The organism is Streptomyces sp. VNUA24, assembly GCF_029167005.1.
In the GTDB taxonomy this organism is placed as follows: Bacteria; Actinomycetota; Actinomycetes; order Streptomycetales; family Streptomycetaceae; genus Streptomyces; species Streptomyces scabiei.
The window spans coordinates 8,583,346-8,597,174 of the sequence record NZ_CP119143.1 but is presented as its reverse complement, the minus strand read 5'-3'; the positions used below and the strand labels follow the sequence as shown (position 1 = coordinate 8,597,174).

General features: G+C 73.4%; 12 protein-coding genes. 1 reads left to right on the top strand and 11 read right to left on the bottom strand.

The genetic code is table 11. From position 1 onward, the window contains the following. Positions 1-27 precede the first annotated feature (27 nt). From PYR72_RS36870 to PYR72_RS36820, 11 genes are all read right to left on the bottom strand, one after another. On the bottom strand, positions 28-1,554 hold the full coding sequence (locus PYR72_RS36870) for a glycoside hydrolase 43 family protein (protein WP_275460621.1): 1,527 nt from the start codon (positions 1,552-1,554) through the stop codon (positions 28-30). A 59-nt stretch (positions 1,555-1,613) separates the two neighbouring features. Further along, the gene (locus tag PYR72_RS36865; protein WP_275459317.1) at positions 1,614-2,495 is read right to left on the bottom strand and encodes a PmoA family protein; all 882 of its coding nucleotides are present in this window, start codon (positions 2,493-2,495) and stop codon (positions 1,614-1,616) included. Then, complete coding sequence (locus PYR72_RS36860; protein ID WP_275459316.1) at positions 2,492-3,667, bottom strand: Gfo/Idh/MocA family oxidoreductase; 1,176 nt, start codon at positions 3,665-3,667, stop codon at positions 2,492-2,494. Before PYR72_RS36860 ends, PYR72_RS36865 begins: the two co-directional genes overlap by 4 nt. Further along, positions 3,664-3,969, bottom strand: coding sequence for a hypothetical protein (locus PYR72_RS43020; protein ID WP_343245551.1), 306 nt, complete (start codon positions 3,967-3,969; stop codon positions 3,664-3,666). Before PYR72_RS43020 ends, PYR72_RS36860 begins: the two co-directional genes overlap by 4 nt. After that, positions 3,966-4,835: a carbohydrate ABC transporter permease gene (locus PYR72_RS36850; RefSeq protein WP_275460620.1), complete on the bottom strand. Its 870-nt coding sequence runs from the start codon at positions 4,833-4,835 to the stop codon at positions 3,966-3,968. Before PYR72_RS36850 ends, PYR72_RS43020 begins: the two co-directional genes overlap by 4 nt. Positions 4,836-4,864: 29 nt before the next feature. Then, positions 4,865-5,821 (bottom strand): sugar ABC transporter permease, encoded by a 957-nt coding sequence (locus PYR72_RS36845; RefSeq protein ID WP_275459315.1) that lies wholly within the window; start codon positions 5,819-5,821, stop codon positions 4,865-4,867. A 209-nt stretch (positions 5,822-6,030) separates the two neighbouring features. After that, entirely contained in the window at positions 6,031-7,770 is a 1,740-nt protein-coding gene (gene araD / locus PYR72_RS36840) for an L-arabinonate dehydratase (protein ID WP_275459314.1), read from the bottom strand. Beyond that, positions 7,767-8,678: a dihydrodipicolinate synthase family protein gene (locus tag PYR72_RS36835; RefSeq protein WP_275459313.1), complete on the bottom strand. Its 912-nt coding sequence runs from the start codon at positions 8,676-8,678 to the stop codon at positions 7,767-7,769. The genes araD and PYR72_RS36835 overlap by 4 nt, the downstream gene beginning before the upstream one ends. A 92-nt stretch (positions 8,679-8,770) precedes the next feature. Next, positions 8,771-9,454 (bottom strand): GntR family transcriptional regulator, encoded by a 684-nt coding sequence (locus tag PYR72_RS36830; RefSeq protein ID WP_275459312.1) that lies wholly within the window; start codon positions 9,452-9,454, stop codon positions 8,771-8,773. Positions 9,455-9,619: 165 nt separating this feature from the next. Further along, positions 9,620-10,369: an MBL fold metallo-hydrolase gene (locus PYR72_RS36825; RefSeq protein WP_275459311.1), complete on the bottom strand. Its 750-nt coding sequence runs from the start codon at positions 10,367-10,369 to the stop codon at positions 9,620-9,622. A 1,320-nt stretch (positions 10,370-11,689) separates the two neighbouring features. Next, positions 11,690-12,283: a TIGR03086 family metal-binding protein gene (locus PYR72_RS36820; protein WP_275459310.1), complete on the bottom strand. Its 594-nt coding sequence runs from the start codon at positions 12,281-12,283 to the stop codon at positions 11,690-11,692. 349 nt (positions 12,284-12,632) lie between these two features. On the opposite strand from PYR72_RS36820, the gene PYR72_RS36815 reads away from it, so the two are divergent. Beyond that, positions 12,633-13,757 (top strand): MFS transporter, encoded by a 1,125-nt coding sequence (locus tag PYR72_RS36815; RefSeq protein ID WP_275459309.1) that lies wholly within the window; start codon positions 12,633-12,635, stop codon positions 13,755-13,757. Positions 13,758-13,829: the final 72 nt, after the last annotated feature.

The window sequence follows — 13,829 nt, the reverse complement described above, 5'->3', positions numbered from 1 at the left end:
CTCCCAACAGGCGTACGAAAGGCGGGGTCAGGCGGTGGTGGCGCGTGCGGCGGTGATCCGGAACCGGGTGAACGTGGCCGCTCCCGCGTGTCCGCCGCCGGTGGGCGCGACCGCGAAGAGGCCGAGCAGAGCGCCGACCCAGCGCCAGGGGGTGGCGGCGAAGACCTGTCCCGAGGACTCCCACCCCTCCCCCACGTCGTAGGAGAAGCGGCAGCGTGCCCCGGCGGAGGTCTCGATCCGCAGCCGGGCCCGTCCCGCGGGCGCCGGGCGCGAAGGGCCGGCGTCCCGCTCCCCCTCGGCGACGCTCTCGGCGAAGCGGTGGACCAGGCGCACGCTCCCGTCGGCCTCCCGCTGGAGTCCGATCCAGCGGAACGCGTCCCCGAGCACGGCGAGCCCGGCGCGCGCCCCCGGTTCCTCGCTGTCGAGCCTCAGTCCGACCTCGATGGAGGCCGGGATCCCCGGCAGCCGCTGTGTGAGCACATTCGCCAGTTTCCGCAGGTCGTGCGCGTGCACGGAGCGCACGCACGTGAGCCGCAGCCCGTCCCCGGAGTGCTGGGTGGCCCAGCCGTCCTGGGGGTTCGCGGTCCACTGCCACTGGCGTCCGAAGCGGCCGCCGGGGAAGTCGTCGTCGGTCGCGGGCGCGGCGACCGGCTGCGCCGGCAGCGCCGGCTTGCGGTGGACGGCGACCGGGGCGCCGTCGTCGCCGATCACCGGCCAGCCGTCCGCGCGGTCCCAGCGCATCGGCTGGAGGTGGACGACCCTGCCGTACGCGCCCCGCTGCTGGAAGTGCAGGAACCAGTCCTCGCCGGCCGCCGTGCGCACCCAGCCGCCCTGGTGCGGACCGTTGACCTCGGTGTCCTTCTGCTCCAGGGCGATGTGCTCCTCGTACGGGCCGAAGAATCCGCGGGAGCGGAAGACGCCCTGCCAGCCGGTCTCCACGCCCCCGGCGGGGGCGAAGATCCAGTACCAGCCGTCGTGGCGGTAGAGCTTGGGTCCCTCCAGGGTGAACCAGCCGGGCAGCCGGTCCGCGTCGACGACGACCTCGCCCTCGTCGAGCAGCCCGGTCCCGTCGGGCCGCATACGGTGCCCGGTGAGCCGGTTCTTGATCCCCGAACGGGACTTGGCCCAGGCGTGCACCAGATACGCCTCGCCGGTCTCCTCGTCCCACAGCGGGCAGGGGTCGATCAGACCCTTGCCCTCCTTGACCAGGTGCGGGCGGGTCCAGGGGCCCCTGATCCCGGGGGCGTTGACCTGGAAGACGCCCTGGTCCGGGTCGCCCCAGAAGATCCAGAACCGGTCGTCGAAGTGCCGCAGCGAGGGCGCCCACACGCCGCAGTCGTGGCGCGGGGCCCGGAACTCGGAGGCCGGCTCCAGGAGTTCGAGCGCGTGGCCGACGAGCGTCCAGTTGACGAGGTCCCGGGAGTGGAGCAGGGGAAGACCCGGGGCCCGGCCGAAGCTGGAGGCGGTCAGGTAGAAGTCGTCGCCCACGCACAGGACGTCGGGGTCGGACCAGTCGGCGTCGAGGACGGGGTTGCGGTAGGTGCCGTCGCCCAGGTCGGCGGAGAAGGCGGGCGCGGTGACGGCGCCGGTGGCGGTCGCGGTGGCCGTGTCGCTCACGCGTTCACCGCCTTGCGCGCGAGGGCCGCGGCCTCGTCCCGGTCGAGGGTGCCGTCGGCGACGACGGTGACGATCCGGCGTACGGCCGTCTCGCCCGGCCCGATCGGCAGCCGCTCGGTGTGGGCGAGGGAGGACCCGACTCCCGGGTACTCCTCGGCGCGGACGAACCACGGGTCGCGGCGCGTGGTCCCGGTGGCCCCCGTGAAGACGAGCGTCCAGTTTCCCCCGCTCTCGGCTCCGCTCGACCGGGGTGACCCCCGTCCGGACAGGGCCACCCAGTCGGCGCGGCGCCCGTGGACCGCCGCCTCGCCCTCCGCGTCGGCGGAGAAGACGCGGGGCGCGGCGGCCTCCTTGCGGGCCCGCCAGAAGAAGCCGCCGTACGCGGCGCCGGGGCGGCCGTTGGTGGCCGGGCTGCCGATGGACACGGGGGCGTCGGTGATGTTGGTGAGGGAGAAGGTGAAGTCCAGTGCCCAGGCGGACGCGGTGAGTTCGGTGGCCGCGACCGTACGGCGCTCGCGCAGCAGCTCCCGGGAGGAGGCCACCCAGCGCAGTTCCTCGACGAAGCCGTCGGGGTCCCGCAGCTGGAAGGAGGTGTGGCGCTGGGAGCCGTGGTTGGCGAGTTCGGTCGGGCCCTGGTCGCGGACGTAGGTGCGTCCGCCCCAGAAGTTGTGCCCCTCGACGTCGGGAACGGCGACACCGACGCCGAGGTGGTGGAGGTGGTCGGCGGGGCTCAGCTCGGTGACCGCCGTACCGGCCAGGGTGGTGACGGGGTGCAGATAGGGGCGGGGCGAGTGCCGCTCCGGCAGTTCGGGCCGGGTGAGGTAGCGGCCCACCGGACGGCCCGCCACCCGCAGGACGAGGGACCCGTCGGTCATCATGTGCTCACCTCTTTCGCCGGTGGTGCGGGAAGCGCCCAGGGGGCGCCGAGTTCGGAGTAGAGGGCGAGGTCGTCGGCGGCGGCCGCGACCAGGCCGTCGATGCCGTCGACGACCCGGCGCTCCTCGTCGGGCAGCCGGTGCCAGGCGTCCGCCGGGAGGGCGACCGGGTCGGGGGCGACCCGGATCGCCTCGACGACCTTCATGAACGCGCCGGTCACCTCCGGGGGCGCCAGCAGCTCGGTGCCGTCGACGAGGTGGTCGACGAGGTTCTCCAGCAGATCGGTGCGGCCGTACTCGATCTCCTCCGGGCCGTGCCCGGCGCGCTGGACCAGGACGCGGTCCTGCTTGTACCAGAAGGTGATCCGGCCGCTGGTGCCGTGGACGACGTTGTACGGCTCGTCCGGGTCCTCGGCGCACAGCGTGGCGGCGACGGTGATCCGGCCGCCGTCGGCGGTGGTGACCCGTACGCACGAGGTGTCGTCGGACTCGATGTCGTTGGCGCGCAGCAGTTCGGTCTCGATGGCGGCGACGTCCTCGGCGCGGTCGGCGCCGGCGAGCGCGAGCCCGGTGGCGACGGCGTGCGCGAGGGGGTTGGTGAGCGCCCCGTCGATCACGTCCACGCCGTTCAGGCGCCGCTTCCCGGCCCAGGGCGCGCGACGGTAGTACGCCTCGGCGCGCGCCCAGGCGCCCGCTCCGCCGATGCCGACGACCTCGCCGATCAGCCCGTCCGCGACCATCCGCCGGATCGCGGGCAGGGCGTGCGAGCCCAGCGACTGGAAGCCGATCTGGCAGACCGTGCCGGCGTCCGCGACGCCGTCCGCCATCCGGCGGAACTCGGCGTACGACGGGGCGGGCGGCTTCTCCAGCAGGACGTGCACGCCCCGCCGGGCCGCCGTCAGCGCCAGGTCGGTGTGGGTCGGGATCGGGGTGCAGATCACCGCGATCGCGGCGCCGGTGGAGTCGAGGAGCGCCCCGAAGTCGGCGGACTGCTCGGGCGTGCCGAGGCCGTCCGGGATCTCGTCCGCGCCCAGCGGGGTCAGCTCGCAGATCCCGGCGAGCCGGACGATCCCCTTGTCCGCGAGGCGCCGGATGTTCTCCAGGTGCCAGCGGCCGTGGCCGCGCGCTCCCGCGAGGACGAGCGGAAGCGGGCTCTCGTACGTCGTGGTGTTCATCGGATCCTCCCTGCGCCCGCGCCGCGGGCCACCTCTCGGTCGGTCCTCCCGGCGCTGTCGATCTTCTGGTGCAGGGTAGGCGTCCGGCCGGCGCCGGCGGTGCGATCACGCTCGCTGCCGGAGTGGGCGGCGTGGTGGATGGCCTGGAGATCCACCGGAGAGCCACCGTCGGCGGCCGCCCGGCCGTCGTCCGTCGCGCGCGTGTCCCGGCCGATGGGCCGGGCCCCGGCCGGGGTGGTGGGCGGGGCGCCCGGCGCCCCCGAGAGGAGCATGAGCCGAGCCGCCCTCCGGCGTGCGGTCATCCCTTCACCGCCCCGGCGCTGAAGCCCGTGATCAGCCACTTCTGGATGAAGGCGAAGACGATGACCACCGGGACGGCGGCGATGATGCCGCCGGCCGCCAGGGCGCCCAGGTCGACGCTGTCCGCGCTGAGCAGGGTGTTGAGGCCGACGGGGATCGTCTGCTTCTCCTGGTTGCTGAGGAACATCAGGGCGAACAGGAAGTGGTTCCAGGAGTGCACGAAGGCGAAGGAGCCGACCGCGATCAGGCCGGGCCGCAGCAGCGGCAGCACGACCACCCGGAACGCGGTGAACCGGTTGCAGCCGTCCACCCAGGCCGCTTCCTCCAGCGTGTACGGCACGTTCTTGATGAAGTTGCTGATCAGGATGATCGACAGCGGCAGCTGGAAGACCGTCTCGGCGAGGATGACACTGCCGAGCGAGTTGATCATCCGCAGCTCGGCGAAGATCTGGAACAGCGGGACCAGGAGCAGCGCGCCCGGCACGAACTGGGAGCACAGCAGCGCCAGCATGAACCCGCGCTTGATCTTGAAGTCGAAGCGGGCGAGGGCGTAGCCGCCGGCGAGGGCGACGAGCGTGGTCATCAGCAGGGTGACGACACCGACGAGCACGCTGTTCTGGAAGTAGGTGCCGAAGCTGCGCTCGTTCCACACCTTCTCGAAGTGCTCGAAGGTGACGGGCCAGGGCACGAGCGAGGTCGAGCCCGGCTTGCGCAGCGCGAAGAGCAGGATCCAGTAGAAGGGGACCAGGGTGAAGACGAGGTAGATCGACAGGGGCAGGTAGATCTGCCAGCGCGGGACCTCGTCCCAGGCGCGGCGGGTCTTGTGCGGGCGCTGCGGGGGCTCCTCGGCCGCGGGCGCGGGCCGCACGGGGGCGACCTTCTCGACGTCCTTGGTGATCACTTGGACTCGCCTCCGAACTTGCTGAGCCGCAGATAGACCATCGAGCAGAAGAGCAGGATCACGAACGCGACCGTGGTCAGGGCGGACGCGTAGCCGAAGTTGTGGGCGTCGACCGAGGTGTTGGCGATGTAGAGGGGGAGCGTCGTGGTCACTCCCGCCGGTCCGCCGCCGGTCAGGGTGTAGAGGAGGTCGACGTTGTTGAACTCCCACACCGCGCGCAGCAGCGTGGAGAGGATGATCGCGTCCTTCAGGTGCGGCAGCGTGATGTGCAGGAACTGCCGGACGCGGCTGGCGCCGTCCACCTCGGCGGCCTCGTACAGGTCCTTGGAGACGGACTGGAGGTCGGCGAGGATGAGGATCGCGAAGAAGGGGACACCGCGCCACAGGTCGGCGACGACGGCCGCCGAGAAGACGGTGGAGGTGTCGGAGAGCCAGCTGGTGCCGTACTCGCCGATGCCCATGTCCGCGAGGTAACGGGTGATGCCCGTCTGGGAGTTGTAGAGGAGCACCCAGATCGCGGAGGTGAGCACGCCGGAGACGGCCCAGGGCGAGAAGACCATCGCCCGGCCGACGGCCCGGCCGACGAAGGTCTGGTTGACGATGAGGGCGAGGGCCAGACCGAACAGCAGCTGCAGCGAGACCTCGACGACCACCCACTTGGCGCTGAAGACGAGGGTGTCCCAGAAGAGGGGGTCCTCGGTGAAGGCGTGGACGAAGTTGTCGAAGCCGGCGAAGCCGTTCCGCCAGGGTTTCGTGGGGTTGTAGTGCTGCAGGCTGTAGTAGAAGACGCTGATGACCGGGTAGGCGATGAAGCCCAGCATGAGCAGGGCGGCCGGGGCGATCAGCAGGTAGGGAAGCCTGCGCGGGGTCGCGGAGGCACGGCGCGCACGGCTCCGCGCACGGCTCCGCCGGGGCGGCGCGGGCGGCTTCGCCACGGCTGCGGCTTGGGCCATGACTGGGGCTCCGTTTCTGGGTACGTCGTCGTACGTCGTGGTGCGTGGTGCGTGGTGTCGCCTGGCGCAGGAAGCGCTTTCTCGACGGGTGTGGGTGTGCGCGGTGCGGGGTGCCACGTGCGGTGCGTCGGCGAGTGCGGGTACGTGGGGGCTTGTCGCGCAGTTCCCCGCGCCCCTGAAGGACCTGGGGCTCGGGTCGGTCGGGTTGTTCAACCGGCGTACGGGTCCGGGACCTTGCCCGGTCTGGCCAGGAACTCGAAGTCGCAGCCGGTGTCGGCCTGGGTGATCTGGTCGTTGTAGAGAGCGCCGTAGCCGCGTTCGTAACGGGTGGGCGGTGGCGTCCACTCGGCTCGGCGGCGCTCCAACTCCTCGTCGTCCACGTTGAGTCGAAGCGTCCGGGCCTGGACGTCGAGGGTGATGGAGTCGCCGGTGCGGACCAGGGCGAGGGGTCCGCCGACGTACGACTCCGGGGCCACGTGCAGGACGCAGGCGCCGTAACTGGTGCCGCTCATCCGGGCGTCGGAGATCCGCACCATGTCCCGGACGCCCTGCTTCAGCAGGTGGTCGGGGAGGGGCAGCATCCCGTACTCGGGCATGCCCGGCCCGCCCTTGGGGCCGGAGTTGCGCAGCACCAGCACGCTGTCGGCGGTGATGCCGAGCGACGGGTCGTTGATCGTGCGCTGCATCGTCCGGTAGTCGTCGAAGACGACCGCGGGACCGGTGTGCTGGAGCAGGTGCGGTTCGGCGGAGATGTGCTTGATGACCGCGCCGTCCGGGCAGAGGTTGCCGCGCAGCACGGCGACGCCTCCCTCGGCGGCGACCGGGTTGTCGCGGGTGCGGATCACGTCGTCGTTGTGCACGAGCGCGCCGTCCAGCTGTTCGCGCAGCGTGTCGTGGGAGACGGTCGGCCGGTCGAGGTGCAGCAGGTCGGTGATCCGGGACAGGAACCCGGGCAGGCCGCCCGCGAAGTGGAAGTCCTCCATCAGGTACGTCCGGCCGCCGGGCCGGACGTTGGCGAGCACCGGCACGGTCCGGGCCACACGGTCGAAGTCGTCGAGGGTGAGCTTGACGCCCGCGCGGCCGGCCATGGCGATGAGGTGGATGACGGCGTTGGTGGAGCCGCCGAGTCCGAGGACGGTGGTGACGGCGTCCTCGAAGGCGTCCGCGGTGAGGATGTCGCTCAGCTTCCGGTCCCGGTGGACCAGTTCGACGATCCTGAGGCCGGCGGCGGCCGCCATGCGGTCGTGGCCCGAGTCGACGGCCGGGATGCTGGACGCGCCCGGCACCGTGACACCGAGCGCCTCGGCGGCGGCGGTGAGCGTGGAGGCCGTGCCCATCGTCATGCAGTGGCCCGGCGAGCGGGCGAGGCCGGACTCCAGTTCGGTCATCTCGCAGTCGCCGATGAGCCCGGCGCGCTTGTCGTCCCAGTACTTCCACATGTCGGTGCCGGAGCCGAGGACCTCGTTGCGCCAGTGACCCGGCAGCATCGGCCCGGCGGGCACGAAGACGGCCGGGAGGTCGACGCTCGCCGCGCCCATCAGCAGCGCGGGGGTCGACTTGTCGCAGCCGCCCATCAGCACGGCACCGTCGACCGGGTAGGAGCGCAGCAGCTCCTCCGTCTCCATCGCGAGCATGTTGCGGTAGAGCATGGGGGTCGGCTTCTGGAAGGTCTCGGAGAGGGTCGAGACCGGGAACTCCAGCGGGAAGCCGCCCGCCTGCCACACACCCCGCTTGACCGCCTGGGCACGGTCCCGGAGGTGCACATGACAGGGGTTGATGTCGGACCAGGTGTTGAGGATCGCGATGACCGGCTTGCCGAGGTGCTCCTCGGGGAGGTAGCCGAGCTGGCGGGTGCGGGCGCGGTGACTGAAGGAGCGCAGCCCGTCCGTGCCGTACCACTGGTGGCTGCGGAGTTCCTCCGGCCTCTTCGTACGCTGCTCGTGCTTCATATCGACCACCCGGCGGCGATGGCGGCGACCTCGGCGCGTTCGTCCTCGGGCAGCTGCCTGCTGGGGGCCCGGACGTCGCGGCGGCACAGGCCAAGGGAGGCGAGGGCCTCCTTGACGACGGTGACGTTGTTGGCGGAGCCGTTGGCGGCGCGCAGCTCCTCGAAGCGGCGGATCTGCTCCCAGATCTTCATGGCACCCGGGAAGTCACCGGACCGCAGCGCCTCGATCATGTTCAGCGAGACGGCCGGGGCGACGTTCACCAGGCCCGACGTGAAGCCGGTGGCCCCGGCCGAGAAGTAGGAGGGCGCGTACGGCTCGGCGAGCCCGGCCACCCAGACGAAGCGTTCCAGGCCGGCGTCGCGGGCGAAGGCCGCGAACCGGGCGGCGTCCGGTACGGCGTACTTGACCCCGACCACGTTGGGGCAGGTGTCGGCGAGCCGGGCGAGCCGTTCGCCGGTGAGCTGCGCGTTGCGGATGTAGGGGACGACGCCCAGCTCGGGCACGGCCCGCGCGATCGCCCGGTGGTAGTCGACCCAGCCGTCCTGCGACACGTACGGGTGCACCGGCTGGTGGACCATCACCATCTGCGCCCCGAGCTCGCGGGCGTGCTCGGCGGAGGCGACGGCGGTGGGCACGTCGTGGCCGACGCCGACCAGGATCACGGCCCGGTCGCCGGCCTCGTCCATCGTCAGCTCGGTCACCAGACGGCGCTCTTCGGGGGTCAGGGCGTAGAACTCGCCGGTGTTTCCGTTCGGGGTGAGGGTGGTGATCCCTCCGTCGAGCAGCCGGCGCAACAGGGCCCGGTGGGCACCCTGGTCGACGGTGCCGTCCTCGGCGAACGGAGTCACCGGGATCGCCACCACGTCGGCCAGGGCCGCCCGTTGGGTCTCGAACGTCACGCTGCTCATGGATGACCTTCCTCTGCTGGAGCTGGAGGACTGCGGAGGCCGGCGGGTCCGCCGTGTCGTGCGGGTTCGCCGTGCCTCGTGGACTCGGGGGCTTACGGGGCCTGCTGGGGCCGCCGGGGCGGGTGGGACTGCTCGTCCTCCCGTGCCCCGGGGAAGGCCCGTTCGACGAACGAGGCGATGTGGGCGTGCAGGGCGGCGGCCGCGCCGTCGGCGTCTCCGTCGAGGGCGAGACGCAGGATCTCCCGGTGCTCGGCGGCCTCCCGTTCCCAGGAGGGGTCGGCGGCCCAGGCCACGGCCGACACCAGGGCGGCCTGGTCGCGCACCTCGTCGAGCATCCGGCCGAGCAGCGGGTTGCCGCAGGGCACGTACAGGGCGCGGTGGAACTCCCGGTTGGCCAGCGATCGTTCGGCGGTGTCCGTGGCCTCGTCGGCCCTGGTCAGCGCGTCGCTCGCCGCGTCCCACGGGGCGCCGCGGCGCACCGAGCGTCGCAGGGCCTCCGGCTCCAGGAGCAGTCGGACGTCATAGACCTCGCGCGCCATGTCCGCGTCCACCATGCGCACCGTGACGCCCTTGTACTGGCTCATCACGACGAGCCCGGTCCCGGCCAGCGTCTTGAGTGCCTCGCGCACGGGTGTCTTGGACACCCCGAACTGCGCGGCCAGCTCGGTCTCGACCAGGGCCTGACCGGGCGTCAACTGCCCGGTGAGGATGCGGTGCTTGATCCCCTCCAGCACGAACTGCGTGCGGGACGGGATCGGCGTGGGCACAGAGGTCATGCGCGCCTCTCGGTTCTCACGTGCGGGATCCCAGGGAGGAGATCTCACATATCGCGTCTCATATATGACGTACGAAGTACGACGCGTTGAAGGTAGGGAGGGGTCTGATGTTTCGTCAATGCTTCTGACAGAAGAAGATGTGCCCGCGGTCACATGATCTTGGAATCACACGGTCCTGGTGTCGCCCTCGCGTGCGCTCTCGGTGGGCCCGCCGAAGATCACGGCCGCCCGGCCGGTCGCCCCCTCCCGGGTCAGCGTGGGCCCCACATGGGTGATCAGCAGCCGGCTCGCGCTCTTCGCGTACGTTCCGGCCTCCTCCGGCGTGAGATGCACCCGGGGTTCACCTTCGCGATGGGTGTCGACGTCCGCCTCGCACAGGAAGAGGTCCGCGCCGCCGGCGAGCCGGCTCAGCGCCTCGCACGGGCCGCTGTCCCCCGAGTACGCGAAGACCCGCCCCTGGCATTCGGCGCGCAGTCCGTACGCCTCCACGTCGTGGACGACGGCACGGGCGGTGAGGGTGAGGTTCCAGTGCCGCACGGTGTGGCCGTCGTACAGGGTCCGGAAGTCGAAGACGCTGCTCAGGAAGGCCATGTCCGGCCCTCCGAGGAACCCTGCGAGGCGCTGCGCGCAGCCGTCGGGCGCGTAGACGGGCAGCGGCGCGGGCAGGGTGAGGCCGCCGTACGCGAAGCCGTACAGCGCGGCCGCGAGGTCCGCACTGTGGTCTGCGTGCAGATGGGAGATCCAGATCGCCGTGAGCCGGGTGGGATCCGTGTGCCGCTGCAACTCGGCGAACGTCCCGAACCCCGCGTCCACCCATATCTCGGCGCCCCCGCCACGCAGCAGATACCCGGAGGCGGGCCGGCCCGGGCGGGGATACGGAGAGGCGGTGCCGAGGACGGTGAGACTCAGGGGCATGTCGGGGAGCGTACGGAGCGGCGGGGGGCGCGCGCCGCGTTTCGCGGGTTCTGTCCTGGATGCGCCCACGAGGGGGCAGCGGGTCAGGGCGAGTCCCGGCCCCGCCCCCGGCGCAAGGCCGTTCCGCCCCGAAGAAGCCCGCCGAACAGCACCGCCGCACGACGCCGCCACCCACCGCCCCGCCACGAACGCGCCGCCGCGCCGCCGTGGACGTCCCGGTGAGGCCGCCCCACCGCGCGGGTCCGCCGAGGTCCCGGCCGGCAAGCCGTCGCGCCCGGCACACCGGTTCGGCCGGCACACCCTCGCGGTCGTCTCCGCCGCGCCGGTCCGCCCGTCATCATGGCCCGTCAGCCGCCCTGGACGCCCTGGGACACCCCACCACGCCGGCCCGTCGGCGGTCGCGACCGCGCGGTGAGGCCGCCCCACCGCGCGGGTCCGCCGAGGTCCCGGCCGGCAAGCCGTCGCGCCCGGCACACCGGTTCGGCCGGCACGCCGGTTCGGCCGGCACGCCGGTTCGGCCGGCACGCCGGTTCGGCCGGCACGCCGTCGCGGTCGTCTCTTCCGCGCCGGTCCGCCCGTCATCGTGGCCCGTCAGCCGCCCTGGACGTCCTGGGACACCCCACCACGCCAGCCCGTCGGCGGTCGCGACCGCGCGGTGAGGCCGCCCCACCGCGCGGGTCCGCCGAGGTCCCGGCCGGCAAGCCGTCGCGCCCGGCACACCGGTTCGGCCGGCACGCCGGTTCGGCCGGCACGCCGTCGCGGTCGTCTCTTCCGCGCCGGTCCGCCCGTCATCGTGGCCCGTCAGCCGCCCTGGACGTCCTGGGACACCCCACCACGCCAGCCCGTCGGCGGTCGCGACCGCGCGGTGAGGCCGCCCCACCGCGCGGGTCCGCCGAGGTCCCGGCCGGCAAGCCGTCGCGGCCAGCACACCGGTTCGGCCGGCACACCGTCGCGGTCGTCTCCGCCGCGCCGGTCCGCCCGTCACCGTAACCCCGTCAGCCGCCCTGGACGCCCTGGGACACCCCACCACGCGGGCGCGTCGGCGGTGCCGACCGCCGGTCATGGCCGTCCCGCCGACATGGCTCCCCCCTGTCGCGGCGCAAGGACCGTTCCGCCCCCCGAAGGGCCAACGGCACCGCCGCCCGCCGCCGTAGCCGTACAGCGTCGCGCCGCCTGCCGTCCTGGGCCTCCCGGTGGGGCGCCCCACCGCACGGGCCCGCCTTGCGGGCTCCCGCTTCGTCGCCGTCACTCCGCCCGCGCCTCTCCCCGCCGGGCCGCTCTCCGCCGCCGGTGCCCCCGGGGCCGCCCCCGTCGTGCGGCCTACGGCTTCCAGAGTGGGTCGCGGCCGCTCAGGCCGATCGCCCGGTCCAGGAGGGGCGCCTCGTCCGGTACGGGCTGCACCGGGCCGAAGATCTGGTCGCGTGAAGGGTCGTCGGCCGAGGCGGCGAGGAAGGCGTGGGCCGCGGTGAGGGCCACGGGGTCGGGCTCGTACGCCTGGCCGGTCGCGCGGGCCAGGTCCCAGCCGTGGACGACCAGCTCGTCCACCGCCACCGCTCCCGCGATCTCCCCCGGCAGGGACACCCCGCCCGCCCGGGTCTCCCCCGTCCACGCGGCCGGGTCCCGCCAGGCCCCGGCGAGTTCGTCGAGCACCCCCGGCAGCGCCTCGCGCCAGCCCGGCCCGATGTCGGGCAGCGCCGCCTGCGGATCGGTGTCCGTCGTGGGCCCCAGCTCCTTGCGGCCCGCGTCGCGGAAGGCGACGGCCAGGCCGAGCAGGTGCCCGAGGAGGTGCCGCACGGCGTACTCCGGGCACGGGGTGCGGCCGGTCAGCTGATCGTCGCGGACCCCTCGGACGAGACGGGCGACCACACGGGCCTGTCCGGCGAGGTCGAGGGGGGCCGGAGCCTGGTCGGTCATGCGGAACTCCTTGGATACGTCTCGAAGGTGCGTCGGCGTGGAGCCTCGGATGCGCGCGGCCGGGGTCCGTGTCGTCGGGCTTCCTGTCTGTAGACCCCCGGCGCCCCGAGAACTCATCGCTCGACCCGCGTCCGTCCCTCCCGGCGACGATTTCTAGGGCATCCGCCCGATCCGCAGGACCGGGCCTCAGCACCACGATCGACGGGCATGAGCACCCCACCCGGCGACGGTCCCGCGCCCAAGACCCCACCCGCACCCCACCCGACCGGGCGGGCCGCCCGCGTTCTCGGGGACCGGGCGGGCCGCCCGCGTTCTCGGGGACCGCGACGCGGGGCCGTACCTCGCGGGGGTGGTGGTCTCGGGCCTGGGCTCGTCCGCGACGTGGCTGATGGCGGGCGTCTGGGCCAAGGACCTCACCGGCTCGAACGCCCTGGCGGCACTGTGCGGGCTCGCCCTGTGGGCGCCGCTGCTCGCCGGCCCGCTCCTCGGCACCCTCGCGGACCGCCCCCGCCGCCGCGCCGTCCTGATCACCGCCAACCTGGTCCCGGCCGCCGTCCTCCTCACCCTCTTCACCGTGGACGGCCCGGGCGACCTGTGGCTCCTCTACGCGGTGCTCCTCGTCCACGGCGCGGCCGGCGTCGTCGCCGACGCGGCCGAGTCGGCCCTGGTCGCCGGCGCCGTCGACCCGTCCCTCCTCGGCGACTTCAACGGTCTGCGCATGACGGCCAACGAGAGCATGAAGCTGGTGGCCCCCCTGGCGGGAGCCGGTCTGTACGCGGCGTACGGCGGCGCCACGGTGGCCCTGCTGGACGCGGTGACGTTCGTCGCGGCGGCAGGGCTGTACGCACTGGTGCGGGAGCGAGGGACACGCCCCGCCCCCTGTGAGGGCCCGGCCCGGGGCCTGTACGCCCGCACCGCCGAAGGCGCCCGCCACCTCCTGGCCGATCCCCGCCTGCGCCCCCTGGTCCTGGCCGGCGGCACGACGATGCTGCTCGCCGGGGTGAACGGCGCCCTGATCCACGCGGTGGTGGAGTCCCTGGGCCGCTCCCCCGCCCACACCGGCCTCCTCTTCCTCGCCCAGGGCGCCGGCTCGGTCACGGTCGGCCTGGCCACGGGCCCCCTCCTGCGGCGCCTGGGCGAAGTCCCCTTCGCGGCCTACGGCATCGCCCTGACGGGAGCGGCGGTGGCGGCCCGCACCGTCCCCGACGACATCATCGCCCTGGCTTCGAGCGCGGCGATCGGCGTCGGACTCCCCTGTGTCCTGACCGCCGCGCTCACCGCTGTCCAGCGCGAGACCCCGCCCGACCGGCTGGGCCGCACCACGGCCACCGCCCACACCCTCCTGTTCGCCCCGACCGCGGTGGGCATGGCGATCGGTGCGGGCCTGGTCGGCGTGGCCGGCCTCCCGGTGCTGCTGCCGGCCGTGGGCGCGCTGCTGCTCGGGACGGCGGCCCGGCTGCTGCGTCACCGCTGAGCGGCGGGAAACCCTCGGATGTTCGACACCCCGGCCCCGGCCCCGACCCCGGCCTCGTCACCGACACCGGCA